Annotated in this window: 25 protein-coding genes, 1 tRNA gene and 1 pseudogene; 12 read left to right on the top strand and 15 right to left on the bottom strand. The window is 43.5% G+C overall.

The features are described from left to right. Window positions 1-4 precede the first annotated feature (4 nt). Together WKT12_RS14845 and WKT12_RS14840 are read right to left on the bottom strand one after the other, a co-directional pair. Window positions 5-904 (bottom strand): helix-hairpin-helix domain-containing protein, encoded by a 900-nt coding sequence (locus WKT12_RS14845; protein ID WP_340320181.1) that lies wholly within the window; start codon window positions 902-904, stop codon window positions 5-7. A 6-nt stretch (window positions 905-910) separates the two neighbouring features. Then, the gene (locus WKT12_RS14840; RefSeq protein WP_340320180.1) at window positions 911-2,278 is read right to left on the bottom strand and encodes a sodium-dependent transporter; all 1,368 of its coding nucleotides are present in this window, start codon (window positions 2,276-2,278) and stop codon (window positions 911-913) included. A 92-nt stretch (window positions 2,279-2,370) separates the two neighbouring features. Between WKT12_RS14840 and WKT12_RS14835 the strand changes: the two genes are divergently transcribed. Continuing rightward, on the top strand, window positions 2,371-2,754 hold the full coding sequence (locus tag WKT12_RS14835) for a VanZ family protein (protein ID WP_340320179.1): 384 nt from the start codon (window positions 2,371-2,373) through the stop codon (window positions 2,752-2,754). A 92-nt stretch (window positions 2,755-2,846) separates the two neighbouring features. On the opposite strand, the gene WKT12_RS14830 is transcribed toward WKT12_RS14835, so the two are convergent. From WKT12_RS14830 to WKT12_RS14810, 5 genes are all read right to left on the bottom strand, one after another. Further along, window positions 2,847-3,350, bottom strand: a complete 504-nt coding sequence (locus WKT12_RS14830) for an RNA polymerase sigma factor (RefSeq protein ID WP_021972107.1) — start codon at window positions 3,348-3,350, stop codon at window positions 2,847-2,849. Between the two features lie 189 nt (window positions 3,351-3,539). Next, a complete protein-coding gene (locus WKT12_RS14825) occupies window positions 3,540-4,013 on the bottom strand; it encodes a CYTH domain-containing protein (RefSeq protein ID WP_340320178.1) in 474 nt (157 codons plus the stop codon). A 17-nt stretch (window positions 4,014-4,030) separates the two neighbouring features. After that, window positions 4,031-4,168 (bottom strand): hypothetical protein, encoded by a 138-nt coding sequence (locus tag WKT12_RS14820; RefSeq protein ID WP_021972105.1) that lies wholly within the window; start codon window positions 4,166-4,168, stop codon window positions 4,031-4,033. A 74-nt stretch (window positions 4,169-4,242) separates the two neighbouring features. After that, window positions 4,243-5,358 (bottom strand): peptide chain release factor 2, encoded by a 1,116-nt coding sequence (gene prfB / locus WKT12_RS14815; RefSeq protein WP_021972104.1) that lies wholly within the window; start codon window positions 5,356-5,358, stop codon window positions 4,243-4,245. A gap of 125 nt (window positions 5,359-5,483) precedes the next feature. Continuing rightward, a complete protein-coding gene (locus WKT12_RS14810) occupies window positions 5,484-7,289 on the bottom strand; it encodes an AMP-dependent synthetase/ligase (RefSeq protein WP_340320177.1) in 1,806 nt (601 codons plus the stop codon). A 96-nt stretch (window positions 7,290-7,385) separates the two neighbouring features. On the opposite strand from WKT12_RS14810, the gene WKT12_RS14805 reads away from it, so the two are divergent. The 3 genes from WKT12_RS14805 to WKT12_RS14795 are packed head-to-tail and all read left to right on the top strand — an operon-like array spanning window position 7,386 to window position 9,951. Beyond that, window positions 7,386-8,450 carry a M20 family metallo-hydrolase gene (locus WKT12_RS14805; protein WP_021972101.1) on the top strand — a complete coding sequence of 355 codons (1,065 nt, stop codon included), beginning with the start codon at window positions 7,386-7,388 and terminating at the stop codon, window positions 8,448-8,450. Window positions 8,451-8,475: 25 nt separating this feature from the next. Beyond that, window positions 8,476-9,480, top strand: a complete 1,005-nt coding sequence (locus tag WKT12_RS14800) for a M20 family metallopeptidase (protein WP_021972100.1) — start codon at window positions 8,476-8,478, stop codon at window positions 9,478-9,480. Window positions 9,481-9,513: 33 nt separating this feature from the next. Beyond that, window positions 9,514-9,951 carry a SufE family protein gene (locus tag WKT12_RS14795; protein ID WP_021972099.1) on the top strand — a complete coding sequence of 146 codons (438 nt, stop codon included), beginning with the start codon at window positions 9,514-9,516 and terminating at the stop codon, window positions 9,949-9,951. A gap of 31 nt (window positions 9,952-9,982) precedes the next feature. Here WKT12_RS14795 and WKT12_RS14790 read toward each other — a convergent pair whose 3' ends face one another. The 5 genes from WKT12_RS14790 to WKT12_RS14770 all read right to left on the bottom strand — a co-directional run bounded on the left by WKT12_RS14790 (window position 9,983) and on the right by WKT12_RS14770 (window position 13,447). Beyond that, complete coding sequence (locus WKT12_RS14790; protein ID WP_340320176.1) at window positions 9,983-11,197, bottom strand: class I SAM-dependent methyltransferase; 1,215 nt, start codon at window positions 11,195-11,197, stop codon at window positions 9,983-9,985. Window positions 11,198-11,293: 96 nt separating this feature from the next. After that, complete coding sequence (locus tag WKT12_RS14785) at window positions 11,294-11,515, bottom strand: DUF2795 domain-containing protein (protein ID WP_021972097.1); 222 nt, start codon at window positions 11,513-11,515, stop codon at window positions 11,294-11,296. Window positions 11,516-11,579: 64 nt separating this feature from the next. Next, entirely contained in the window at window positions 11,580-12,149 is a 570-nt protein-coding gene (locus WKT12_RS14780; RefSeq protein ID WP_340320175.1) for a cob(I)yrinic acid a,c-diamide adenosyltransferase, read from the bottom strand. Between the two features lie 18 nt (window positions 12,150-12,167). Then, complete coding sequence (locus WKT12_RS14775) at window positions 12,168-12,848, bottom strand: hypothetical protein (RefSeq protein WP_021972095.1); 681 nt, start codon at window positions 12,846-12,848, stop codon at window positions 12,168-12,170. 113 nt (window positions 12,849-12,961) lie between these two features. Further along, complete coding sequence (locus WKT12_RS14770; protein ID WP_021972094.1) at window positions 12,962-13,447, bottom strand: ferritin; 486 nt, start codon at window positions 13,445-13,447, stop codon at window positions 12,962-12,964. Window positions 13,448-13,921: 474 nt separating this feature from the next. Here WKT12_RS14770 and WKT12_RS14765 point away from each other — a divergent pair, with 474 nt between their 5' ends. Continuing rightward, window positions 13,922-14,830 (top strand): DMT family transporter, encoded by a 909-nt coding sequence (locus WKT12_RS14765; protein WP_340320174.1) that lies wholly within the window; start codon window positions 13,922-13,924, stop codon window positions 14,828-14,830. Between the two features lie 60 nt (window positions 14,831-14,890). On the opposite strand, the gene WKT12_RS14760 is transcribed toward WKT12_RS14765, so the two are convergent. Then, window positions 14,891-14,977 (bottom strand) — tRNA-Leu (locus WKT12_RS14760). Window positions 14,978-15,117: 140 nt separating this feature from the next. After that, window positions 15,118-16,308 (bottom strand): multidrug effflux MFS transporter, encoded by a 1,191-nt coding sequence (locus WKT12_RS14755; protein WP_340320173.1) that lies wholly within the window; start codon window positions 16,306-16,308, stop codon window positions 15,118-15,120. Window positions 16,309-16,457: 149 nt separating this feature from the next. Between WKT12_RS14755 and WKT12_RS14750 the strand changes: the two genes are divergently transcribed. Beyond that, on the top strand, window positions 16,458-17,309 hold the full coding sequence (locus tag WKT12_RS14750; RefSeq protein ID WP_340320172.1) for a helix-turn-helix domain-containing protein: 852 nt from the start codon (window positions 16,458-16,460) through the stop codon (window positions 17,307-17,309). Window positions 17,310-17,313: 4 nt separating this feature from the next. On the opposite strand, the gene WKT12_RS14745 is transcribed toward WKT12_RS14750, so the two are convergent. Then, window positions 17,314-18,567 carry a multidrug effflux MFS transporter gene (locus tag WKT12_RS14745; protein ID WP_340320171.1) on the bottom strand — a complete coding sequence of 418 codons (1,254 nt, stop codon included), beginning with the start codon at window positions 18,565-18,567 and terminating at the stop codon, window positions 17,314-17,316. A 152-nt stretch (window positions 18,568-18,719) separates the two neighbouring features. Between WKT12_RS14745 and WKT12_RS14740 the strand changes: the two genes are divergently transcribed. The 6 genes and pseudogenes from WKT12_RS14740 to WKT12_RS14715 all read left to right on the top strand — a co-directional run. Then, window positions 18,720-19,565 (top strand): helix-turn-helix domain-containing protein, encoded by an 846-nt coding sequence (locus WKT12_RS14740; protein WP_021972089.1) that lies wholly within the window; start codon window positions 18,720-18,722, stop codon window positions 19,563-19,565. A 420-nt stretch (window positions 19,566-19,985) separates the two neighbouring features. Further along, window positions 19,986-20,921, top strand: a complete 936-nt coding sequence (gene tnpA, locus WKT12_RS14735; RefSeq protein ID WP_004292844.1) for a transposon Tn4555 protein TnpA — start codon at window positions 19,986-19,988, stop codon at window positions 20,919-20,921. 141 nt (window positions 20,922-21,062) lie between these two features. Next, window positions 21,063-22,181: a tyrosine-type recombinase/integrase gene (locus WKT12_RS14730; protein WP_004338318.1), complete on the top strand. Its 1,119-nt coding sequence runs from the start codon at window positions 21,063-21,065 to the stop codon at window positions 22,179-22,181. 247 nt (window positions 22,182-22,428) lie between these two features. After that, window positions 22,429-23,286 (top strand): transposon Tn4555 protein TnpC, encoded by an 858-nt coding sequence (gene tnpC, locus WKT12_RS14725; protein WP_004339687.1) that lies wholly within the window; start codon window positions 22,429-22,431, stop codon window positions 23,284-23,286. Window positions 23,287-23,485: 199 nt separating this feature from the next. Next, entirely contained in the window at window positions 23,486-23,860 is a 375-nt protein-coding gene (locus tag WKT12_RS14720) for a helix-turn-helix domain-containing protein (protein WP_122116178.1), read from the top strand. Between the two features lie 5 nt (window positions 23,861-23,865). Continuing rightward, a pseudogene (locus tag WKT12_RS14715) lies at window positions 23,866-24,879 on the top strand (AAA family ATPase); the annotation flags it as partial. Between the last annotated feature and the right edge of the window lie 4 nt (window positions 24,880-24,883).

Raw genomic sequence — 24,883 nt, 5'->3', positions numbered from 1 at the left:
ATCCTTATTCAAAAGATAAATAAGGAGATAATTTTTTAAGGTCTTTCTCAGAAAACTCTTCCAACATTGAGAGCTGGGAAAGACTTTTTATTTTTCCTCTCTTACGGCGATATTCCAAAATGGCCTTTGCCTTATAGAAATTCATGTAAGGATGTATCTTCAATCTCTCCAACGAAGCACGGTTAACCTGAATCTTCTGCAAGACTCCCGGTACAACTGTAAACCATCTGTTCATACCGGCATCAATATGAGGAATTTCTTGCAATTGGGCAACATCATAGAAGCCTCCTAAACGTTGCCGGTAAGATACAATCATACGTGCCAGCCCACTTCCAATGCCTGGAATACGCTTCAAAACCGAAGTGTCAGCCTTATTCAAATCGACTACAGTTCCTTCCGGATATTTAGGAATATAAGGAACTGTATCTCTGACTTGCCGAAAAGTATCAGACACGATTGTATTAACTTTTGTCGGCTCAGCAATGACAATATAAGGCTTCAAGGCTTGAAACTGTTCTGCCTGTAAACCGTATATCCGTGAAAAAGCCTCGGGTGAACGAAATATACCTCCTTTCTCTCGATACTTTAAAATATTACGGACTATAAAAGCAGGTAATCCCAATTTACTCAATGTAAGTGAATCGGCTGTATTCGGGTCGAAAGGCTGTAATACAATACGGGCTTTTCTTTTCGATGGATATAGCGTATGAGTTTTTTTCTCTTTTTCTTTTAAACCGGCCACAAACGAATTGACTTCCTCACTATCAGAAAGTCCAACGGGAGCTGAAGAAGGATAAAGCCAATGTATACCTGCCCACACAGCAAGCAACAGCAAGGCGATGATCATTAAAAGAAGGATTACCCTGCGCTCCGATTTTGAATAATAAAAGAAATCTTTCCACATTTATACTTAACCTAACAGGCCCAGTTCATTCAAGAAGATCAAAGTTATACCAATAGGTGCAATAAACTTCAATATAAACAGATATACCGGATAGTATGGCGCCTTTAATGTCCCGTAATTTGTCACCTCGCCGCGAACTATGCGACGATCGATTACCCAGCCAACAAATATAGCTGCAAACATTCCACCTAACGGCAACATGATTTTAGCAGTCAGAAAATCCAGTGCATCAAAGAGATTCATTCCAGCAATGGTATAACCGCTCCAGTCGCCTAAAGCCAATGATGAAACAATTCCAATCAACCAACAGCAAACAGTAATGATACATGCCGCTTTCTTACGGGTAAAATGGAACTTCTCGTGCAGAAATGCAGTAGAAACTTCGTGTAAAGATATGGTGGACGTAAGGGCTGCCAACGCCAGCAATATATAAAATAAAATAGAACATATATATGCCAATGCAGGAACCCCACTAAATGCTTGCTGAAATACGTTAGGCAATGTGATAAATATAAGCGAAGGTCCGGCATCTGGTTCTATACCTACCGAAAATGCAGCCGGGAAAATAATAAGTCCTGCAAGTACAGCAACACAAGTATCAATCAGTCCCACACTCATTGCCGTATGCCCCAAGCGCGTTTCTTTCCCAAAATATGAGGCATACGTTGACAAACACCCCATGCCTAAGCTAAGAGAGAAAAAAGCCTGCCCCATTGCACCGAGAAAAACATCTGGAGTAACTTTACTGAAATCCGGAGTCAACAAAAACTCGATACCTTTTTCTGCTCCCGGAAGCATGACAGAACATACTGCAAGAACAACAACCAATAGGAAAAGCAAAGGCATAAGAACTTTAGAAGAACGTTCTATTCCCTTTTGTACACCTTTTACAATCACAAAGTGCGTCAGCAGCATAAAAACAGTCAGCCAGATTAAAGGCCGGAAAGGATTCTGCGAGAACTGCTGAAACATAGTCACAAAATCGGCCGATGACTTACCTACAAACTGCCCCGTTGCAGCCTCAAACACATATTCAAGCGTCCAACCTGCCACAACCGAATAATATCCAAGTATCAGGAAACCAGTCAGAACTCCCAAATAGCCAACCCATTTCCAATAGCCTTTGGGAGCTAATGTCTTAAAAGCTTCTCCCGTACTGGCTTTCGAACGGCGACCTATTGTAAATTCAGCTATCATAATCGGAAGCCCCAGAATAAAAACGCAGCCTAAATAAATCAAGATAAAAACGGCTCCACCGTGATTTCCCGTTTCATACGGGAAACGCCATACATTACCAAGTCCGACAGCTGAACCCGCAGCCGCCAGAATTGCTCCTAATTTACTTCCAAAGCTTACACGATCATTATGATGCATAAAATTCTTTTTTTATTATAGTTTATACATATACAAGGCGCAAAAATACAAAAAATATCGTATTTTCGCACTAAATCTAAAATTTAGTAACAATGCATTACTTAAGGAACTATCCACTTTCACTGATTATAGCTATTATTATCTGCTACTTGTCATTCTTCAGTCCACTCAAAACCGAACTGGATAATGTGCCTTATATCGACAAACTTGTCCATATCTGTATGTATGGCGGACTAACAACTATCATCTGGTTCGAATACCTCAAGCTGCATCATCGCATTACATGGAAAAGACTGATTGCAGGAGGTATTATTTTGCCCATAGCAATGAGTGGATGTATCGAAATCTTACAAGGGACATGTACTGAAAACCGCAGCAGCGACTGGCTCGACTTCATAGCAAACTCTATAGGAGTAGGCTTAGCCTGCCTGTTAGGATATTATGTCATTCGCCCTTTAGTAGACAAATTCCTTTAAGTCAAAAAGAGAAACTCCGGGAACTTCCCAGCCCCCGGAGTCAATGAAAAACGTTATTAATTATTTTTAAAGATAGAGAGTTTTCTTTACAATCAGCGGAAGTCCTTCAGTTCTTCCTGCAGTTTCTGCCGGGTAAAGTAAATACGACTTTTCACAGTTCCCAGCGGAAGTCCCAACTTATCGGCAATTTCGCGATACTTGAATCCCGATACATACATCGAGAATGGTATACGATATTCTTTAGGCAATGCATTTACAATACGGTGCATTTCCTTTAAATCATAAGAACCTTCAGTAGAATCACCTTCGATATCGAAATTCTGATTCAGATAATATTGGTTGTCGGTCTGGTCTACATAAGTTTGATCGCGCAATGCTTTCCGATAGTTATTGATAAATATATTGCGCATGATTGTGTAAATCCATCCCTTAAAGTTCGTTTCGGCTGTATACTTCTCTTCATTATCCAACGCTTTCAGCGAAGTTTCCTGAAGCAAGTCATTTGCTTCTTCGCGATCTGCCGTCAACTTATAAGCGAAATTCAATAGTTCTGTCTGAACACTTAACAGATCCTGAGCAAAATTAGCAGTTCTCATAATTTTATAAATGGTGTTTGAGATTAATATTCTTGTTTTGTTTTGACACTGCAATATTAGCCCAAAAACGAACAGCCAATTTCATAAAATCAGGTATGAAACAGGGGAATATCTATCATATAACAGTTTTTACCCCCTTCTGTGATAGTTTACAGGTGGTCTTTCCACCTGTTTAAGAAAAAAATAGCCCTACTTCCAGGTTGTATAGGGCTCTTTCATCAGAAAAGAATTATAATATTTAACCTGACCTGTCACTTCTTCACCAAGAAAAGCAGGACGCAGGAAAGCTTCTTCCTCGGTAGAGAGTTCTATTTCTGCAATAACCAATCCTTCGTTTTCGCCATAAAACTCATCCACCTCGAAAGTATGCCCACCAAAATTCACCAAATAACGTGTCTTATCAATGAGTCCGGGTTCACAAAGTTTCATCAACTCCTCCGCCTCATCGAGTGGGATTTCCTTCTCCCACTCATAGCGGCTCAATCCAGAATCATTCGAAGGCCCTTTTATAGTAAGAAAACCTTTCTCATCCCGGACACGTACTCTGACAGTTCTCCCGCGGGCACTGCAAATATACCCTTGTTTTATCCGGCTTTTACTTTCAGCCAACTGGCGATAAGAATCATCCTTCACCAAAAACTTGCGTTCTATTTCCTGTGCCATCGCGGTCGTTGTTTTTTTTAAGACAATGAATAAAGAGTCATAATCAAGACAGCCAAAATAATCAGGCCGATGCATAAATACTTTATCAAACGATTTGCCTTTTGTTCTTCCTGCTTGCTAAAATCCTGTTTCTTGTTATGTTTCTTAGTTCCCATAGCTATTATATTTAGATTAAACTTTTATTTTAAAGATACATAAATTTCAACAAAAGCTCAAGAAATTTATCGTTTTATGCTTCACTATCCGAAAATTCCATCAGATAAGCCTTGATAAAACCATCTATTTTACCATCCATAACTCCGTTGACATCCGAAGTCTGATAATTGGTACGATGGTCTTTCACACGACGGTCATCGAAAACGTAACTACGGATTTGTGAGCCCCATTCGATTTTTTTCTTTCCAGCCTCTACCTTAGCCTGTTCTTCCATACGATGCTGCAATTCCTTATCGTACAAAATAGAGCGCAACTGACGCATTGCATTTTCCTTATTCTTCGGCTGGTCACGGGTTTCTGTATTTTCAATCAAGATTTCTTCTTCCTCACCGGTATAAGGATCTTTATACTGGTAGCGCAAACGAACTCCCGACTCAACTTTATTTACGTTCTGACCACCGGCACCACCGCTTCGGAAAGTATCCCATGACAAGCGAGCAGGCTCTACAACAACTTCGATAGAATCATCAACCAATGGAGTGACGAATACGGAAGCAAAAGAAGTCATTCGCTTACCTTGCGCATTGTAAGGCGAAACACGAACCAAACGATGCACGCCATTTTCGCCTTTCAGATAACCATAAGCATATGCACCTTCGATATTCATGGTTACAGTCTTGATTCCAGCCTCATCACCTTCCTGCAAGTTTGCAACAGAAAGCTTATAACCGTTGCTTTCAGCCCAACGCATATACATACGCATCAGCATAGAAGCCCAATCCTGACTCTCCGTACCACCTGCTCCTGAATTAATTTTCAGTACACAGTCCATCTGGTCAGCTTCCGAACGAAGCATATTCTTCAACTCAAGTTCCTCCAAAGCATGTAATGCCTTATTATATGCTTCTTCAACTTCAGCCTCGGTCACCAGCTCATCTTTATAAAAGTCGAAAGCCAGTTCCAGTTCATCAGCCAATGTCTTTACATTGTTGTATCCTTCAATCCATCCCTGCAGGCTTTTCACTTTCTTCATCTGAGCTTCTGCTTTCTTCGCATCATCCCAAAATCCCGGAGCCTGCGTACGAAGCTGTTCCTCTTCTACTTGTACCTTCTTATTTTCTATATCCAGATAACGATAAAGAGCTTCAGTACGTGTCTTTACATCTTTTAGCTGTTCAATTGTAATCATATATTGAATATCTTGTCTTTTATTCGGATTGCAAAATTACATATTTCGCCCGTGAAGTAAAAACGAGGAATAAAGATTTTAATCCTTTCTCCAGACAGAATCTTCATTTCACAGGCTGTTTATTTCTACTCCTCGTACATTTTTTCTATTTCGGCAGCATAATTCTTCATCAGCACCGGACGCTTGATCTTCAATGTATTGGTCAACTCACCCTTTTCCATACTGAATGGTTCCGGCAACAAGGTAAAACGCTTCACCTGTTCGTAATGAGCAAACTCCTGCTGCAGCGTATCAATTCTCAACCGGAACAGATCGATGATTTCCTGCTTCCGGAGCAAATCTTTTATATCTGTATATGCAATATGATGCTCTGCCGCATATTTTTTCACCTGCTCATATTCCGGAACAATCAAGGCCGAAACGAATTTCCGCTGGTCGGCTATGATAGATATCTGATCTATATAACGGTCTACGACCAATTTTGTTTCGATAGCCTGCGGGGCAATATACTTTCCGTTCGATGTTTTAAACAAATCTTTGATACGTTCTGTCAGATAAAGGAAACCATCTTTCAAATATCCGGCATCTCCCGTATGAAACCATCCGTCCTCCGTCAAGACCTGACGCGTCATAGCTTCTTTTTTATAATAACCTTTTGTCACCGTTTCACCACGCAACAGAATTTCATTGTTTTCACCTATCTTGATTTCCAGTCCAGGCATCACACGTCCTACCGAACCAATCCGGAAACTATCGAACCAGCAGCACGATACGGTAGCGGTAGTTTCAGTCAATCCATATCCTGCTATCATATTAATGCCGACCGAATGTACAAATTCTTCCACCGCAAACGGAATAGCAGCTCCGGCCGTAGGAAAGAAATTTCCATTTTCGATACCGATAGTCTTTTTCAACACGCTATAGATTGTCTTCTCATAAAATTTATATTTCATGTGCAACAACGGAGGTGGTGTCTTTCCATTCATCAGATAAGTAATGTTATGCTCACGTCCTACCTTCAAGGCATCCTGCATCAAACTCTTTTTGAAACCGGTTGTTTCATTTATCTTTGCCAGAACTCCAGCATATACTTTTTCCCAAAAACGAGGAACACTGCACATGGCCGTAGGACGAATTTCCTTGATGGTCTTCTGTATATCCTGCGGACGCAAGTTTACACACAATGTACACCCCTTATTTATACAATAATAACTCCATGCACGTTCAAAAATATGCGTAAAGGGAAGAAAGTTCATAATCACGTCCGATTCACTTAAAGTTGTCAGACGTTTATCATGGGCTGCAAACGCTGCTTCGTAACAGGAATGATGAAGCATCACTCCCTTCGATTCACCTGTTGTACCCGAAGTATAAAGGATATTAGCCAAATCGCCGTTACCCGACTCTGCCGTACGTTTATCCACTTCTTCCTGAAACGCTCCATTTCCTCCCAACTTCAGAAAATCAGAAAAATAAATGGAATTTGTATCACCAGCCGAACGCTTTACCTTCGGATCGTATATGATAATTTGCTTCAGCGATTTACATAAGTTCTGTACCCGGTAAGCCACATCATACTGATACTGCTCACCCACAAACAAGAAACGTATCCCCGCATCTTCCAATATATAGTGTACTTGTGCCTCCGAGCTTGTGGCATACAGCGGGATAGTAACCACCCTGCTTCCGAAAGCGCCAAAATCTGTATACAGGCATTCCGGCATATTTTGGGAGAATATACCAATATTCTCCTGGACCCCTGCCCCCAAAGCGATCAAAGAGTTCGAAACACTTTTTACTTTTGCTGCAAACTGATTCCACGAAACGGGAACCCAGCTTTCGGTTTCATAGTTTCGATATTTTAAGGCTACGCGGTCACCATATTTTTTTGCCTGACGGCAAATCAAAGTAGATAAATAAGAATTACTCATTTAAAATTTAGTTATTTTATTATCGCTGAATGCAAAGATAGAGTTTAATTTGGAATAAATAAAGTATCTTTGCCGCACAAAACAGAATCTTTTTTTATGTTAGACATTGGTTATTACACATCCGAAGCACTGACACTGCTTCAGGCATTAATCGGTATCCCCTCCATCAGCAGAGAAGAAGAGGCTGCTGCCGATTTTTTACAAAATTACATCGAGGAAACCGGCATCATGACCGGACGCTCCGGAAATAACATCTGGTGTATCAGCCCGATGTTCGACACCCAACGTCCTACCATATTGCTGAACTCTCACATAGATACAGTAAAACCTGTCAACGGCTGGCGCAAACAACCCTTTACGCCTAAGATGGAAAACGGCAAACTGTATGGACTGGGAAGCAACGATGCCGGTGCCAGTCTGGTATCTCTCTTCCAGACTTACCGCTATCTGTGTGCCACCGAGCAGAGTTATAACTTGATATTCCTGGCTTCTTGCGAAGAAGAAGTTTCCGGCAAGAACGGAATCGAAAGTGTATTGCACCAATTACCCCCCATTACTTTGGGAGTTGTGGGTGAACCTACCGAAATGAATCCTGCCATCGCCGAAAAAGGATTAATGGTACTCGATGTTACGGCGCGAGGCAAGGCGGGCCATGCTGCACGCGAAGAAGGCGACAACGCAATATATAAAGTACTGGACGACATTGAATGGTTCCGGAGCTTCCGCTTCCCGAAAGAGTCGTCTTTACTGGGTCCTGTCAAGATGAGCGTAACTCAGATAAATGCGGGTACACAACATAATGTTGTGCCCGACTTGTGTACTTTTGTTGTCGACATCCGCAGCAACGAGTTCTATTCCAACGAAGAACTGTTCAAGGAAATTTCCTCTCACATCAGTTGTGAAGCAAAAGCACGTTCGTTCCGCCTCAACTCTTCACGCATTGATGCCGACCATCCATTTGTAAAACGTGCCATAGAATTGGGCAAAGTACCTTTCGGATCACCGACACTATCCGACCAGGCACTCATGCCTTTCCCCTCTGTAAAAATCGGTCCGGGTAAGTCTTCACGTTCACATACGGCCGACGAATACATCATGGTAGGAGAAATAGAAGAAGCCATTGGAACCTACATCTCCATACTGGACGGATTGAAACTGTAGTAAATCAACTTAAAAGAAGAAGATGATGAAATTATCCCGAAAGATATTCAGCCTGATAAGCCTGTTGACGGGTATATTACTTATTCCCGCATGCGGCAGCAGCAATAAGAACAGTCAGGAAAACGAAGCAGAGAACCAACCATTGGTAAAGGCTCCCGACTTCAATGCCGACAGTGCTTATTTGTATATCAAAAAGCAAGTCGACTTCGGACCACGTGTCCCGAATACTGACGCACATCGCTCCTGCGGTGATTATCTCGCCAAGCAACTGGAGAACTTTGGAGCAAAGGTCTACAATCAGTATGCCGACCTTATGGCATACGACGGCACGATGCTGAAATCGCGTAACATTATCGGAGCCTATAATCCCGACACAAAGAAACGTGTACTGCTGGCCGCCCACTGGGACAGCCGCCCTTATGCCGATGCAGATGAAGAAAAGAATCACCATACTCCTATCGACGGAGCAAACGACGGTGCGAGTGGCGTAGGCGTATTACTGGAAATTGCCAGACATTTGCAACAGAAAGCTCCGGCAATTGGCATTGATATCATATTCTTCGACTCGGAAGACTATGGAATACCCGACTTTTACCAAGGAACTTACAAATCGGATACTTGGTGTCTGGGTTCACAATACTGGGGACGTATTCCGCATATACCAGACTATAAGGCACGATTCGGCATCCTGCTCGACATGGTGGGAGGGAAAAATGCTACATTTTATTATGAAGGATACTCCAAACGTACAGCCAGCCAGCCGATGCAAAAAATCTGGGATACAGCACACCGTCTGGGATATACCCAATACTTTATCAAGAACGACGGCGGAGAAGTCACCGACGACCATGTGTATGTAAACAACTTCCGCCAGATACCGTGCGTAGACATTATTGATTTCAGTCCAAATAGCCCGAACGGTTTCAACCCGACCTGGCATACCTTGAACGATAACCTGGATAACATCGACAAGGCAACCTTGCAAGCAGTAGGACAAACCGTGATGACTGTTATCTATAATGAAAACTAATTTACAGGAAATAAAGACTAAAAGGAACAAAATATGAAAACGATCAACGAACTCCAAGACGAAGTTATCGAAGAATTCAGTGACTTCGACGACTGGATGGACAAGTACCAGTTGCTTATCGACCTGGGAAACGAACAAGAACCTCTCGACGAAAAATATAAAACAGAACAAAACCTGATAGACGGTTGCCAGAGTCGTGTATGGCTTCAGGCAGATTTGGTAGACGGAAAAGTAATCTTTCAGGCCGAAAGTGATGCCCTGATAGTAAAGGGTATCATCACCTTGTTGATAAAGGTCGTATCGGGACATACACCCGACGAAATCTTGGATTCCGATTTGTACTTTATCGAGAAAATCGGGCTTAAGGAACATTTGTCACCTACCCGCAGCAACGGTCTGCTTGCCATGGTTAAGCAGATGCGCATGTATGCTCTTGCCTTCAAGGCAAAACAAGAAGAAGAAAAACATTAACTGTTTTCCTATAAATGCCATTCCTTTTTGCCTATGAGCAGACAGGATGGCATTTTTCACATTTTATCAAGACCTTCTCACCATCAGCCAGCGTAGTGGCAAACAAATAAATATCCCCACCCTCTTTCAGCTTCAGCTTTTTACGAAGATCGGACACCGAAGACGGAAAATTACGTACCGTCAGGTTTGCCTTATCCACTCCGGTCAAAAACGATTTCAGTTCCTTTTTGCCAAATCCCGATACAGCTATTACCCGAAAGCAACGTCCGGGAAAATCAATTTCCGTATCAGAAGTATACAGATGACTGTTAGGATGAAGCTTCTTCACACCGTAGCGCTCTGACAAGATACGGTATGCTCCGGCTTTCAGCAAGGCAGCTCCCGGTTCATACAGATAATCTCCTACCCGTTCTGCCATAATACACGAAGCGTTCCGTTCCTGCGAAAGAGTAAACTCCACGTGTTGATGAACAAAGTTATTAACAACCTGTTCACAACTTATAACTACCTCTTTATTAGATTGTTCAGAAGAGAAATCACGCTTTTCAAGAATAATTATCAACTCTTTGCACTCGTTATTAACAGCTACAATATGTATTTCACGGACATGCTTCAGATCGTTCAAAGCCGATGCCATATCGAGCATCGGCGAAAGCTTAATCATCACAATGCGTCCCCGCTCAACCAAAAGCGGTTCGAGCGCACACACATTCGGTTCGCAGTCGGCAATAGCCACCGTCTTGCCTCCATGACTGTCGCGACGTGCCGGATCGAGGAACAAACAATCCACCCGATTCATCGTTTTGAGAAACGCTGTACCGTCAGCCTGATGCACGTGGATATGTCCAACTCCCAGCAATGGAAAATTATGTCTTGCCAGTTCACACAATACCTCCTGCCGTTCTACATAATCGGCCTGCCTGAACCGACGGGCTATAAACGAACAATCCACTCCCAGACCTGCCGTCAGATCGGCAAATGTATCACCACTCACCAGCGAAGCCTTATAGCGTGCGGTTATTTCCGACGAACACTGTTCCATCGACAAATGCTGGGGATAACGTATGCCTTCCGTCTGTGCCCACGAAGAGACCTTCTTTTCGGCAATCTGCCATCCGGCTATCTGTACAACAGCCTCAGCCATATCAATATTAGGATATTTCCCCGCCTGCAAGGCAAGCGAACGGACATCATCATGACGATGCTCATCAATAAAGCGAGAAGTTTCGGAAGATATTTCTTTCATTGTACACAGAAAAAAATATCCCGCAGAAATCTCATGATTTTTGCGGGATAGAAATTTTAAGACTTGAGAGGTATTAAAAAAGTAACCTGCTCTTCATTAATATTCTTCTTCATTGAAGAAAAAATCTTCTTTGCTCGGATAGTCCGGCCAGATATCTTCTATGCTTTCGTAGATTTCATCTTCATCTTCCATTTCCTGCAAGTTCTCAATTACTTCCATCGGCGCTCCTGAACGCATAGCATAGTCGATTAACTCGTCTTTTGTTGCGGGCCATGGCGCATCTTCCAGCTTTGAGGCCAATTCCAATGTCCAGTACATAGTATTTAAGTTTTAAAAAGTTTTACATTCCAACTATTGAGCCACAAAAGTATAATAAAATCTTTCATGTGCAACTCTTATCCCAATAAATTTCATCATGCAGTGTTAATTGATTTAACTTTCGGGATAGAATGAACAAATAATCGGACAATCTGTTCACAAATTGCTTTACTTCCGCATCAATTTCACAATTTTCATGTTCCTCAAGTGCCAGAATCCTGCGTTCCGCCCGACGGCATACCGTACGGCATACATGACAGAACGAAGCTGCAAGCGCCCCTCCGGGAAGTATGAACGCTTTCAATGGAGGCAACGATGCATCCAGTTCATCGATAGCACGTTCCAGACGCGCCACAGCTTCTGCCGAAATCTGGCTGGCTACGTGCAAGTCGGTAGTCGACTGGTCGGTGGCCAGATAAGCTCCCAGTGAAAAGAGTTTATGCTGGATATAAAGCAGAAATTCGCGTATATTATTATCCTCTACAGATGCGACCAGCACACCCAAGTTGGCATTCAGCTCATCCACCGTGCCATACGCCTCCAGGCGTACATGCGTCTTGGGAACTCGCATACCTCCTACCAGAGAAGTTTTTCCAGCGTCGCCGGTTCGCGTATAAATCATACTTTTTTTCATAGCATACAGTTTATGTTATTAAAGGAAATTCACGATACGATGTTCTTTAATCCGTTTCTTGTCAAAGAAAACCAGTCCGACATCATACAGGTCGAAAGTCACTCCTGTACGAGGATCATCGACAACCTGCTTCCACCATTTCCGCTTTTCTTTTGTAGCATAAGGAGAGCCGATAAAGAAACACGTACGTGAAGAAACCGCAGGAAGCAATGCCTCGAAAGCTTCCTTATAATAAGGAGTAAAAGCAATATGTACGACATCGGGGCAAGCATGCTCTTCTATATAACGATGCAGCAGGCCAATTTCATCTCCGCAACGATAATCCACCTGTTCACAGTCTGACAGCAAGCGTACAACCTCTTCATGACATTTTCCTTCATCGAGCGTACATAATGCAACGTGTCTGGCTTCGGCCATATATCTTGCCGACAGTCCGCTACCGGTTCCCACTTCGAGCATGGCAGCAGGCTGCAAGTAATTGACCAGACGAAACAGCAGCCGGTCTGTTTTTTCACGATAGTGAGGCAAGTGTGCTACGTCTTTCCTCTTGGCATGCAGCAGACTATAAGCATAAAAAGCCAGCCGCTCGTACACGACAAAAGTTATCAGAAAGAAATCGGATGGCGAATGTACTCCGTATCCACAGCGATGACGGAAACGACGGCACCAGTTCCACCCACGCAAAAACAAGTTCGGCATAAATTCATTTCTTTAGTACAGTGAACAAAGATAGAGAAAAAAATATTGCCATCCGAAAAATATCGAATGGCAATACCTTATAGAACTAAAAAAACAATCAAAGTTTTTTTTATTTACTTGCGTGCACCCAGCTTGTCATCCAGATACAAGATACCAGCATGGTCACCGCATTTTTTCAATTTCTCAACAATACCTTGTGCCGTAGCCTCTTCTTCTACCTGTTCGCGGACATATCCCCACAAGAAATCCTGAGAAGCCTTATCCTTTTCTTCCGAAGCTACATTGACCAATTCGTCTATCAGTTCAGAAACATGGCATTCGTGCTCATAGACATGCTCGAAGACTTCGAGTACGCTGCCCCATCCCTGTGGCACAACGTCTACCTTGTCAACCAACGCAACTCCGCCACGTTTAGCAAGATAGTCGGCAAGATCATAAGCATGCTGCAATTCTTCCTGTGACTGCAACTTCATCCAGTGTGCAAAACCGTCGAAACCCTCTTTCTTCAAGAAGAAAGACATCGAAAGATAAAGATTAGACGACCACAATTCAGCTGTAATCTGATCGTTGATTGCTTTTTGTAATTTTTCTGAAATCATGATACCTAAATTTTAATGAGTAGTAAACTTATACTAAGTGATAAACAAACAGAATGCCAGCAAGCCCCCTAAGCAACCCTATTTTATAGAAAATTAAATAGTGAAGCCTGTCGTTTACCCGTTTCTGTCAAGATGGCACAGCAGCAACTGCCGGGAAGGCCATAAGGGCTTGACAAAAAGACACGGAGATTCCAACGACATTTTGTACGAACCTTCCCGACAAGTAGAAAAACCCATCGGCATCCTTCGAAAAAAACGTGCTGACGTTTTCTGAAAATTTGTACAAACAAAAAAAGTTTTTGTACAAATTTTCGGGAGATTTACACAGGCTTTTTTCAAGATGTTACAGCATGGTCTGAAACATCTCCTGAAGACTTACTCATATTTCGCCCATCAATCATTCCCTTGCAGGCAGCCATAAACAAAAACACTTGCTATCTTTGCAACTGGATAAACAAAAAAACAAATACAACAATGAACAAACTTACCGGTCGTTTCTCCAGCGACACACGCAGCAACCCCATGTTTCATGTACTGGCTCTGGTCATTGTCGCAATATGGGGAATCACGTTCATATCGACAAAAATACTTCTGAAATCAGGACTAAGCCCTTCCGATATACTATTCTACCGTTTTATTCTGGCATACATCGGAATATGTCTTTGCTCCCGACCATTCAAACTTTTTGCTTACAGCCTGAAGGATGAATTTCTGTGCTTTTCCATCGGACTGCTGGGAGGGACTCTTTATTTCATTACCGAAAATACGGCCTTAAAATATACAATGGTGTCGAATGTCGCCCTGATATGCAGTACAACTCCGCTACTGACCATGCTGATACAGTACCTTCTTATCAAGCAAACATTACCCTCCGGAAAAGTTCTCACAGGTTCCATACTGGCTTTCGCCGGTGTGGGGGCTGTCATTTTCAACGGCAAATTCGTACTTAATCTGAATCCGGCAGGAGATTTGCTTTGCCTCGCCTCAGCCTTGTCGTGGACTTTATACACGTTGGTGTCCAAGTATCTGACTGATAAATATCCTGCCATGTTCATCGTGCGTAAAACATTCTTCTACGGTCTGCTTACGCTTATTCCTTTTCTGGCAATACAAGGTTCACTGACTACCTCGCCTCGTATTCTACTACAGCCGGAAGTATGGAGTCAGCTCCTGTTTTTGGGAATTGTGGCTTCATTTCTCTGCTTCATGTTGTGGAATGTCTGTTTGCGAAAATTGAATACGATTGTCTTGTCGAACTACATTTACCTGATTCCAGTCATATCGATATCAGCCTCAAATCTCATCTTGGGTGAAAGTTTGAATGCTGTAATTATAGCGGGCACAATACTGGTTATAGTAGGAATGTACTTTGCCGGAAAATAAAAGAAAAGGGGGTATTAAAAGAAAAAAAGCCAAACAACCAACTGGTTGTTTAGCTTTTCCTGGTACCCAGACCCGGGGTCGAACCGGGATGGATGTTACTCCACTGGTGTTTGAGACCAGCGCGTCTACCGATTCCGCCATCTGGGCAACTTTTTTTTTCAGGGAAATGTTTCCCCTTAATTGCGGTGCAAAGATATGAACATCTTTCTAATCCTCCAAATATTTCACAGGTTTTTTCTCTTTATCCCCCACAATCTGACAGATTTTACACCGACAGCGCACAGTTATCACGACCGTTGACATGCTGTTTTAAGACTTTTCTGCAAAGCATAGCGCGTACAAACGTACGAACATACAGAACCGACAAGAAATATTATTCCTGTAGAAACCATTATATTACCAATTCCGACCAACGGTGAAACAATTCCTCCAAAAGCAAATCCCAATGCCCCCAATAAAGCTGATGCCGTTCCCGCATTATCGTGTTCGCAGTCCATGGCTAAAGTATTGGAAGCAGTAAAAGTAAGTCCAAGCATCGACAAAAGACCAATCAGCAACAATTCGTATGCCCAGAAACTGCAATCCGAAACTAAAGCTACCAGAAGCAATGCAGAAATCAGGACCATTCCGGAACTGCCATAATGCAAGGCTTGCTCCAGTCGGCGGAACCTGATGGCCGAAGCTGCCGATATGACAATAAATATGGCATTTATTCCAAAACATATACTAAACATCAACGGGGAAAATCCATAATGCTGCTGCATAATGAACGGTGCCGAAGAGATATTGGCAAACAGCACGCCTTGTGCAAAACCGAACTGTAATGTATAGCATACATACCTGGGATTACGAAGAACATCGATGAAGCTGCGGAACACATGCTTCCAGCTTTTTTCTTTTCTCGCCTCAACCGGAAGTGATTCTTCAAAATGAATGCTTCCCCAAAGCAATATCAATCCCAGCGCAAAAAGGCACCAGAAAATGCCTGTCCAGCCTACACTTCCTGCAAGGAACCCTCCTCCCATGGGTGCTGCCACAGGAGCTACCCCATTGATGGCGCCAATCAATGCCAGCATTTTTGCCAGCTCACGCCCAGCATACTTGTCGGCTGCAACCGAACGTGATATAACAATCCCTCCTGCTCCGGCTATGCCTTGCACCAAACGCCAGCCGACGAACTGCATAATGGTATAAGAATAAATACAACCGATAGTAGCAACAGCAAACAGGGTCATCGATAGAATAAGCGGTAATCTGCGACCATATTTGTCGCTTAACGGCCCGAAAAGCAACTGCCCGACCGCAAGTCCGATCATACTTGCCGTAAGTCCTAACTGAACCATCGAAGATGTAGTATGGAAATATTCTGACATGGCTGGCAAGGTAGGCAAATACATATCCGTAACAAACGGTCCAAACGCCGTAAGCATTCCTAAAAACACAAGTATAAATACCTTCGAATTCTTTTTACCCTTCATCTTATTATCCTTTTTTACCGCTGCAAAATTAAGGAACTTTCCTACAGAGATACCAACGTTTTACGGCACAAAACTTATCATTTCGGGAACAAAATCAAGTTTTTTTCCGATAAATTTCTACATTTGCCTACATAAACAGAATATCAATCATGACACCTCCTTTCTCATCCGACACATCGGTCATGCGATACGAAGAAACCAATCTGGCTTCACTCACGCAATATCCCTTTCGATTTGAATGCGGCATGCAATTACTTTGTATCAGCGGAAATAGTATTATCTCTACCGGAGTAGAACGATATGACTTCTGCGAAACTTCAGAGTTGATTTTTCTGGGAGGAAGTCTGATACAGGTTATCGATCCTTCACCCGATTTTAAAGTAAGAATGTTATTGTTTCCCAAAAACATTTTCTTGAAAGCATCCCTGCCGATTGACACTTCATACTTTAACTATATGAGCGAAGTTCCTTACTTCAACCATGCAGCGAACGATGCCAGCCGGGAAAGCTGGAAGCGGGTAAACCAATGGATGGACATGGCAGAGCTTCTGTTTACTCATCCAGCCAGATATTTCCGTGAACAACTGGAACAGAATTTTCTGCAAAGCCTGTTTATGTGGATATTCAATACAATTCCACAACAGTATCTTTCCATACATAACAAATATAGCCGGAAACAAACCTTGTATCACCGCTTTATGGTATTATTGCGGGAACACAGTACGCAGGAGCATCAGATAGGTTATTATGCCAACCGGCTCTGCATTACGCCCCGTTACTTAAACGAAGCTGTCATTCGGTACTCTAACGGACGGACTCCTAAGCAACTTATAGATGAACAACTTACAGCCGAGCTGAAAGTGCAGCTAAGCAATCCCAATCTATCCATAACGGAAATGTCTCAACTGTTCAATTTTCAGGAGCCAGCGAACATGTGCCGCTTTTTCAAAAAAAATACGGGAATGTCGCCTAAGGAGTTTCGCAGCCTGAATAAGCTGTAACCCATTATTCACGCTTTCGGTTGATAATGGCGTAAGGCAAATGAATCATGATACTACATATACGATACAACAAATTCTTCTCACTTACCCGAGCCGACATCGCATATCGTGCACAGAGGTATGCACAAACGGCTCCAACGAGAAATAGCAATCCAGCCGTAAACATCATATCGCCTAAGCCAACCAGCGGAGGAACCAGTCCGCCAAACAGGAAACCGATGGCTCCCAATAAAGCCGAAGCAATGCCGGCATATCGGCGTTCACAATCCATTGCCAGTGCATTCGAAGCCGTATAGCTCATGCCTACCATCGCAAGTAAACAGAAAATCAGTATTTCGTATATCCAAAAATTGCAGTTCAGCGAAAGGCAAACCAGCAGACAAGCAGAAATAACCAACATCCCATTGCTGCCGATATGAAGGGCATGTTCCATTGTGGGGAGCTTAACCGATATGGTAGAAGATATAACCATGGCGATAGCATTGACTCCAAAACACAAACTGAACATCATCGGAGATAATCCATAGTGCTGCTGCATGATAAAAGGAGCCGAAGCTATATTGACAAAAAGTACTCCCATCGTAAATCCATATTGCAAAATATAGAACAAATACTGCCGGTTACCCAATACAACTCCAAAGTTCCGGCAAATTCCTTTCCAGTTCACTTCCGGACGACGATGCTCGGGTAAAGATTCCTGCATGTGAAAACTCCCGCACAACAATACCACTCCCAGCAAGAACAAGAACCAGAAAATACCATGCCATCCTGTACTTTCGGCCAACAGACCTCCAGCTATCGGAGCTGCTACGGTAGCAATTCCATTAATCGCACCGATTATAGCCAGCATAGTAGCCAGTTCGCGTGCTGAATACTTATCGGTAGCTATCGAACGAGAAAGGACAACTCCACCAGCACCGGCAATTCCCTGTACAAAACGTAATACCACGAACTGCATGATGTTTTGTGAAAAAATACACCCTACAGTAGAAATCAGGAACAGGGATAAAGCAATGATTAACGGACGCTGACGACCGTATTTATCACTCAACGGGCCAAAAATCAATTGTCCAGCAGCCAGTCCTACCATACTTGAGGTAAGTCCTAACTGAACCATGGAGGAAGTTGTATGAAAATAATCGGACATAGCAGGCAATGTAGGCAGATACATATCCATAACAAAAGGACCAAATGCACTCAACATGCCCAAAAACGCCAGTATAAATAGTTTCGAATTTTGCTTCTGTACTGTTATCATCTCTTTTTTACCTTCATTTCTCGGGTGCAAAATTACGCCATTCCTACGGAAAGATTTATTTCTTTAAAAGTACAAAACATTTCATTTTAAGAACATCTGTATAATCTATCGGGGAATATCAGTATATTTGCGGTATAAAACAGAATACATTCATGTCATACTCATTACCGTCGGACACACGATCTATTCTATACGAAGAAACAGATTTATCACAGCTCAAACAGAAACCTTGCCATTTTAAGTGCGGCATTTACTTAATATGTACACATGGGCAGGCACTCGTTTCTACAGGCGTACAGCAATATATTTTCGAAGAACAGACTGAATTGATTTTCCTGACAGGCAGTTTGATACAGGTTGTACAGGCATCGTACGACTTCAGGGCGCGTATTCTAATGTTTCCACAGGAAGTTTTCCTGAAAGCAGTACTTCCCATTGACACACCTTATTATAATTATGCACACGAACACCCCTGTTACCATCATACAGAAGATGAGCGAAGTCAGAAAACATGGAAGGAAATCAATTTATGGATGGATATGGCACAAATGCAATTCATGAACAATACTCCTCAATTCCGGCAACAACAGGAATACAACTTCCTGCAAAGTTTGCTGATGTGGCTGTTCAGTACCATTCAGGAAAAACTGGCAGTGAAAAAGCAATACAGCAGGAAACAGATTCTTTACTACCAGTTCCTGCAACTGGTAAGGGAATACAGCACACGAGAACATCAGGTAGCTTTTTATGCCGACAAGCTGTGTATCACATCACGATACCTGAATGAGATTATTGCCTTATATGTCAATGGACGGACTCCCAAGCAATTGATTGACGAACAATTAACAGCTGAAATCAAAGTGTTGCTGGATGATCCGCATTTGTCGGTTACCGAAATAGCACAACATTTCAATTTTCCAGACCAGTCGTACCTGAGTCGCTTCTTTAAAAAGAATACAGGCATGTCACCCAAAGAGTTCAGAAGCCAGGAAAGATGACAGCAAACAAAAAAAACAAAAGGGAACACATCATTTTCTAACGAAAAGGATCTGTTCTACCTTTGTATTTATAACCATAGAACAACCAAAACTAATCAGAAATATCCGAGTGTAAATCTTTAATTACCAGCATATTCTAAAATTTAACACTTTTCGGTTGCCATTTGTCGCTTCCCAAATTTCCACATATTTTTGAGACGTATTTCTGACGTGGAGAATTTGCGGGGCTTGTTTTTTGTCACACCGTGCAGACAGTTGACAAGGGTTTACAACCGTTTACGACAAGCGACAATAACCGCCCCGATATGCGGAAACAGTCACACTGTGTAGAAAAGCGACAATGGTTGACTTCCGTTCACATCCGTTTACCATTTCAGAGATATAGGATTGAAGAAATGAACCATTAAACGATAAAACGGTATGAAAGCAACCAGAAAATGCAGTTTTTGCGGCAAGTCCTTTGTAACCCGAAGCGGTATGCAAAGATATTGCAGTGAGGCTTGTCAGGCAGAAGCCAAACGAGCCAGAGTGATGCAGAAGAACAACCTCTTCAAAGTCGCCCAACCCTTGATGGAGATACAGCATCAGGAGTATCTCACCTTTTCCAAAGCAGCCATCCTCATGGGCTGTTCCCGACAGTACATTTACAAACTTGTAGCCATCGGCAAGCTGAAAGCCTCACGCATCAGCAACCGCATGGCATTCATCCGCAGAGCCGACATCGAGCAGATGTTGGAGGGCAATCCCTATCACCGCATCCTGCCCGGCAACACCTCCACACCAAGGAAATCATCTTCATCTTCCTTACCTGCCAAAAGAGAAAAAAGGGAAAAGGAAAGCGAAGAAGTGTTGGACTTCTATTCGGGCGAGGAGGTGATGTCCCTTTTTAAGGTAAAGCAGTCATGGCTTTACACTTCAGCCAAGCGTAACCATATCCCCATCTGCCGTATCGCAGGAAAGAACTATTACAGCAAGAAGCATATTGACGAGTTTTTCGGTGTGGCAGTTGATATTAGCGAAATTACCGACTGGCTACTGACCGAGGAGGTGGAGGAACTGTTCGGCATGAAGCCGACCGCACTCCGTGCCTACACCTATCGCCATAAGATACCCACTAAAAGAGAGTACGGGCGTACCTATTACTCCAAATCACATTTGAACGAACTCCGCAGAACTGACCTTGTGAACGATGAACGCTACTATACCGTTGAGCAGGTGCAGCAAATCTATGGTCTTTCGTCAGCCAACATCTGCCATATCGTCAAGGTGAAGCACATCGAAAAGATAAAGGTGGGTGTGAAAAACCTGCTTTTGCGCTCAGATGTGGAGCGTGTCATGGCTGAAAGGAACAAATAACCGTGAAAAATCGGGATTATCGAAAACTATTTCAAAATGATGTATCGTGGAGGTATTCACGGATATTTCACGTTGTTCCTTTGCCATCGGAAACATGGATACAACTCCAAAATGTATACAACCAATTAAAACATAATTATTATGAGTAAATGCAAAACAGTTACCTTGCGTAAGCGCAAGATTAAGAACGGGACACAGTATTCACTATGCCTTGACTACTATCCCGGCTACCGTGACAATGTCACCATGAGAGTGATTACACGTGAAGCCTTAGGAATTTACATCTTCGCCAAACCTGCAAACCAGCAGGAACGGGACTTCAACGCACGCATGATGAAGAAAGCGGTCATCCTGCGCAACCAGCGCTACGAAGCCATTTTCAATGAAAACAACGGCTTTTTTGACAAGACCAAGATGAAGGGCGATTTCCTTGCCTATTTCAAAGGACTGGCTGACCGCAAGAATATCAAGTGGCAGCACGTATACAAGCATTTCCAGCGGTTCGTGAACGGCAAATGCACCTTTGAGGAGGTGGATGTGGATTTGTGCCGCAAGTTCATGGAATACCTGCTTGATGCACCCCAATCCATCCACACCAACCAAAAGCTGCACATCAACTCCGCAGCAGGCTATTGGTCAACTTTCCGTGCCGTGCTGCACACCGCTTACCGTGACAGGAAGATAAAGGAGAACCCAAACGGCTTCTTAGACCGCATCGAGTGCATTCCCACCATCAGGGAGCATTTGAGCCAAGAGGAACTGATACGGCTTGCCGAAACACCCTGTGAGGAGGAGGTCTTGAAAAAAGCTTTTCTTTTCGCCTGTCTTACGGGACTGAGAAAGAGCGACATCAGACAGCTCACGTGGCAGCAGATACAACCATACACCAACGGCAGGATGTTCGTTACCACCCGTATGCAGAAAACCAAAGAAATAGTGCATAACCCCATCAGTGATGAAGCCTATGGACTGCTGGGAGAACGGGGCGAGGGACTTATCTTTGAGGATTTCAAGGACAAGATGCTGCAAGGACCACTCCAACGGTGGCTCACGGCAGCAGGGATAACCAAGAAAATCACCTTTCACTGTACCCGCCACAGCTTCGGAAGCCTGCACGTGGAAATGGGAACGGACATGGCTGTCATCCAAGCCTATCTCGGACATAAGAACATTACCACCACACAAATCTATTCCAAGATAGCAGCGCAGCAGATGTGTCAGGTGGTGGACAAGATAACCTTGAAGCGCAAGGAGGCATAAATGTCTCACATTGACAGGTATTCAGAGGGGCGGTTATGGCTACAAGGCTATAATCGCCCCTCTATGTTTTTGGCTTGATGCCACCATTTATAAGCCCCTCAGAGTATGAAACAGAGTATGATATGATGACATTTCGTGAAATACATTGAAAAAGACCGTTCTAACCGCAAATAACGGGCAGTAATTGGGAAAAATAGCATTAACTTTGCACAAAATAATACAGGAACATTCAATCTCTCAACGAAATATGGAATCATCAATCAAGGACAAATACATCATCTTGGGCTTTGTCGGCTTCGCCATCGTCCTAATATCTTCCATTGCCACGCTGGTAATAGCGGACAGCTTCAACCAAGACAACTTTGTCAGGTGGATAGTATTCGTATGCTGTAACCTGTTGGGATGGTTGCTCTATCTCTCCTTTCAGACACTTATCTTTGATACATACGAAATCTACAAAATCAAGTTCGGCAAGAAAGAAACGATTGCCGAAGCCATAGAGGTGCAGGAAGAACTGTCACAAAATACACTTGAAGAAGCCACATCTGTGCCTGGACCTACATCAGTCCCTGAGCCTGTACCCGAATCATCCCCGACAAAAGAAGAGACACTTATCCAAACACAACCGATAGAGCTTACTATCGCCCCGGATCTTCACGAAAAGAACCGTGCCAATTACGCAAGCAGAGAGCAACGGGAAAAGGAAGAGCGCATCCGCATGGTCATGGAGTATTGCCATTATTACCTGCCTCGCATTGCCGACCAAGAAACCGTGAACCACATCTGTACTGAGGTGGACAAATGGATGAATCTTAACACTTATACCCCGAAGCCCATACAAAGACCGTTTACCAAAGACATCAACAACATTCCACTCCGTCACTTCGTATGGAATATCTCTGAGCGTTTCCTGTACAAGAGATACTACAATGGGGATAACCGTGCCAAGTTCATCAAAGCCCTTTTCCCGAAATCGTTTGCTGATACAGACTTATCAACCATCAAGAATTTCAAGGTAGAGCCGTTAAAGACGGAAATTCCCATTGATGAACCCGAAAACGGCAAACTTGATTTCCACTATCCCGAGGATTATGTGCGGAATTAGGATAATCACGACACCAACGACAACCATCCGGTAACTCATAACCGCCTGTTTTACATCGTTTCCCGAGTAATTTTACCCGTCATTTATGGCTGGGCTTAATTATTCGGGAATTATTTTGCAATGACGTGTCGTGGAGATATTCACGGATATATCATTTCAGTCCTTTGCGCCAAGTCTTACAAAAGAGACGAGTACGCGAATGGAAAAATCAATTCTTACCTTCAACGACCTCCCCGAGGTTGTCGCTCAGCTTCGAGACGAAGTGATGAGCCTGAAAAGCCTGCTCGCCGAGCAGTGCAGTGTGAACAATGCCAAAACGGTGGACACCCACGTGCCCATGTCTGTGGACGAGGCAGCAGAGTATTTAGGTATCCCTAAGGGTACGCTCTACATGAAACTGTCAGAAGGGACAATCCCTGCCACCAAGCCCGGCAAACGCTATTGCCTTTACCGTGACGAACTGGACAAGTGGCTGGAAACCGCCCGAAAGAATCCCATTCCGTTGTCTGACGAGGAACTGAACAAGTCCTTATCCTCTTCCCACCGTCGCAAGCCCAACCCACGTAACTGGTGAATGATATGGAAGAGGATAAGAACTATATCAACCTGATACGTGGCGACCTCACAAAAGCATCCCAAGCGCATAACGGTATGCCCGACAGTGTAGGCATGATGAATATCAAGACGGCAAACCAAACCATTCTTGAAGCATCGTTATTGCCTACGCCCCGTGCGCTGTGGGACAGCTTTTGGTACGAGGGGGAACTCTCCTGCTTGTTTGCCGATTCCAACGTGGGCAAGTCCATCCTTGCCGTGCAGATAGCCGACCGCATCGCCCGAACCGACAATGTGCTGTATCTGGACTTTGAACTGTCCGAAAAGCAGTTCCAGCTCCGCTATACCAACGAGCATGGAGAGCTCTACACCTTTCCCGACAAACTCTATCGGGTGTCTATTGACTGCAACCAGCTTTTGGATGCCAACTTTGAGGAAGCTATCATAGGCGGCATTGAACAGATGGCTGTGCAGACCGACTGCAAGATTTTCATCATTGACAATCTTACCTACCTGTGTTGCGCCATGGAGAAAGGCGATGCCGCAGGACGGCTGATGATTCAGCTGAACAATCTCAAAAAGAAATATGCGCTCTCTATCCTTGTCCTAGCACATACGCCCAAACGCTCTTTGGATTGTCCCATCACATCCAACGACCTTGCCGGAAGCAAACGGCTCTACAATTTCTTTGACAGCGTGTTCACCATTGGAAAAAGTGCCCAAGACGGAGGGCTTCGCTATGTGAAGCAGCTTAAAGTGCGCTATGGCACGTTCTCTCATGATGCGGATAATGTAATCGTTTACGAGATTGACAAGGTGGATGCTTTCTTGCAGTTCGTGTTCAGGGGCTATTCCACGGAAAAGGAACACTTGAAAAAATTGGGCGACAATGAATCAAGCCAAAGGGATTGCCAAATTCTGCAACTCTCCCAATCGGGCAAGTCCGTCAGGGAGATAGCCTCACAGGTGAATTGTGGCAAGTCCACCGTAAACCGTATCATCCAGCGCAGCAAAGAGAGTAAAAACGCAGGTGTCCCATAAT

This window comes from Phocaeicola sp. HCN-6420 (genome assembly GCF_037890145.1).
Taxonomy (GTDB): domain Bacteria; phylum Bacteroidota; class Bacteroidia; order Bacteroidales; family Bacteroidaceae; genus Phocaeicola.
The sequence above is the reverse complement of the archived record's forward strand: the minus strand, read 5'-3'. Positions and strand labels throughout refer to the sequence as shown.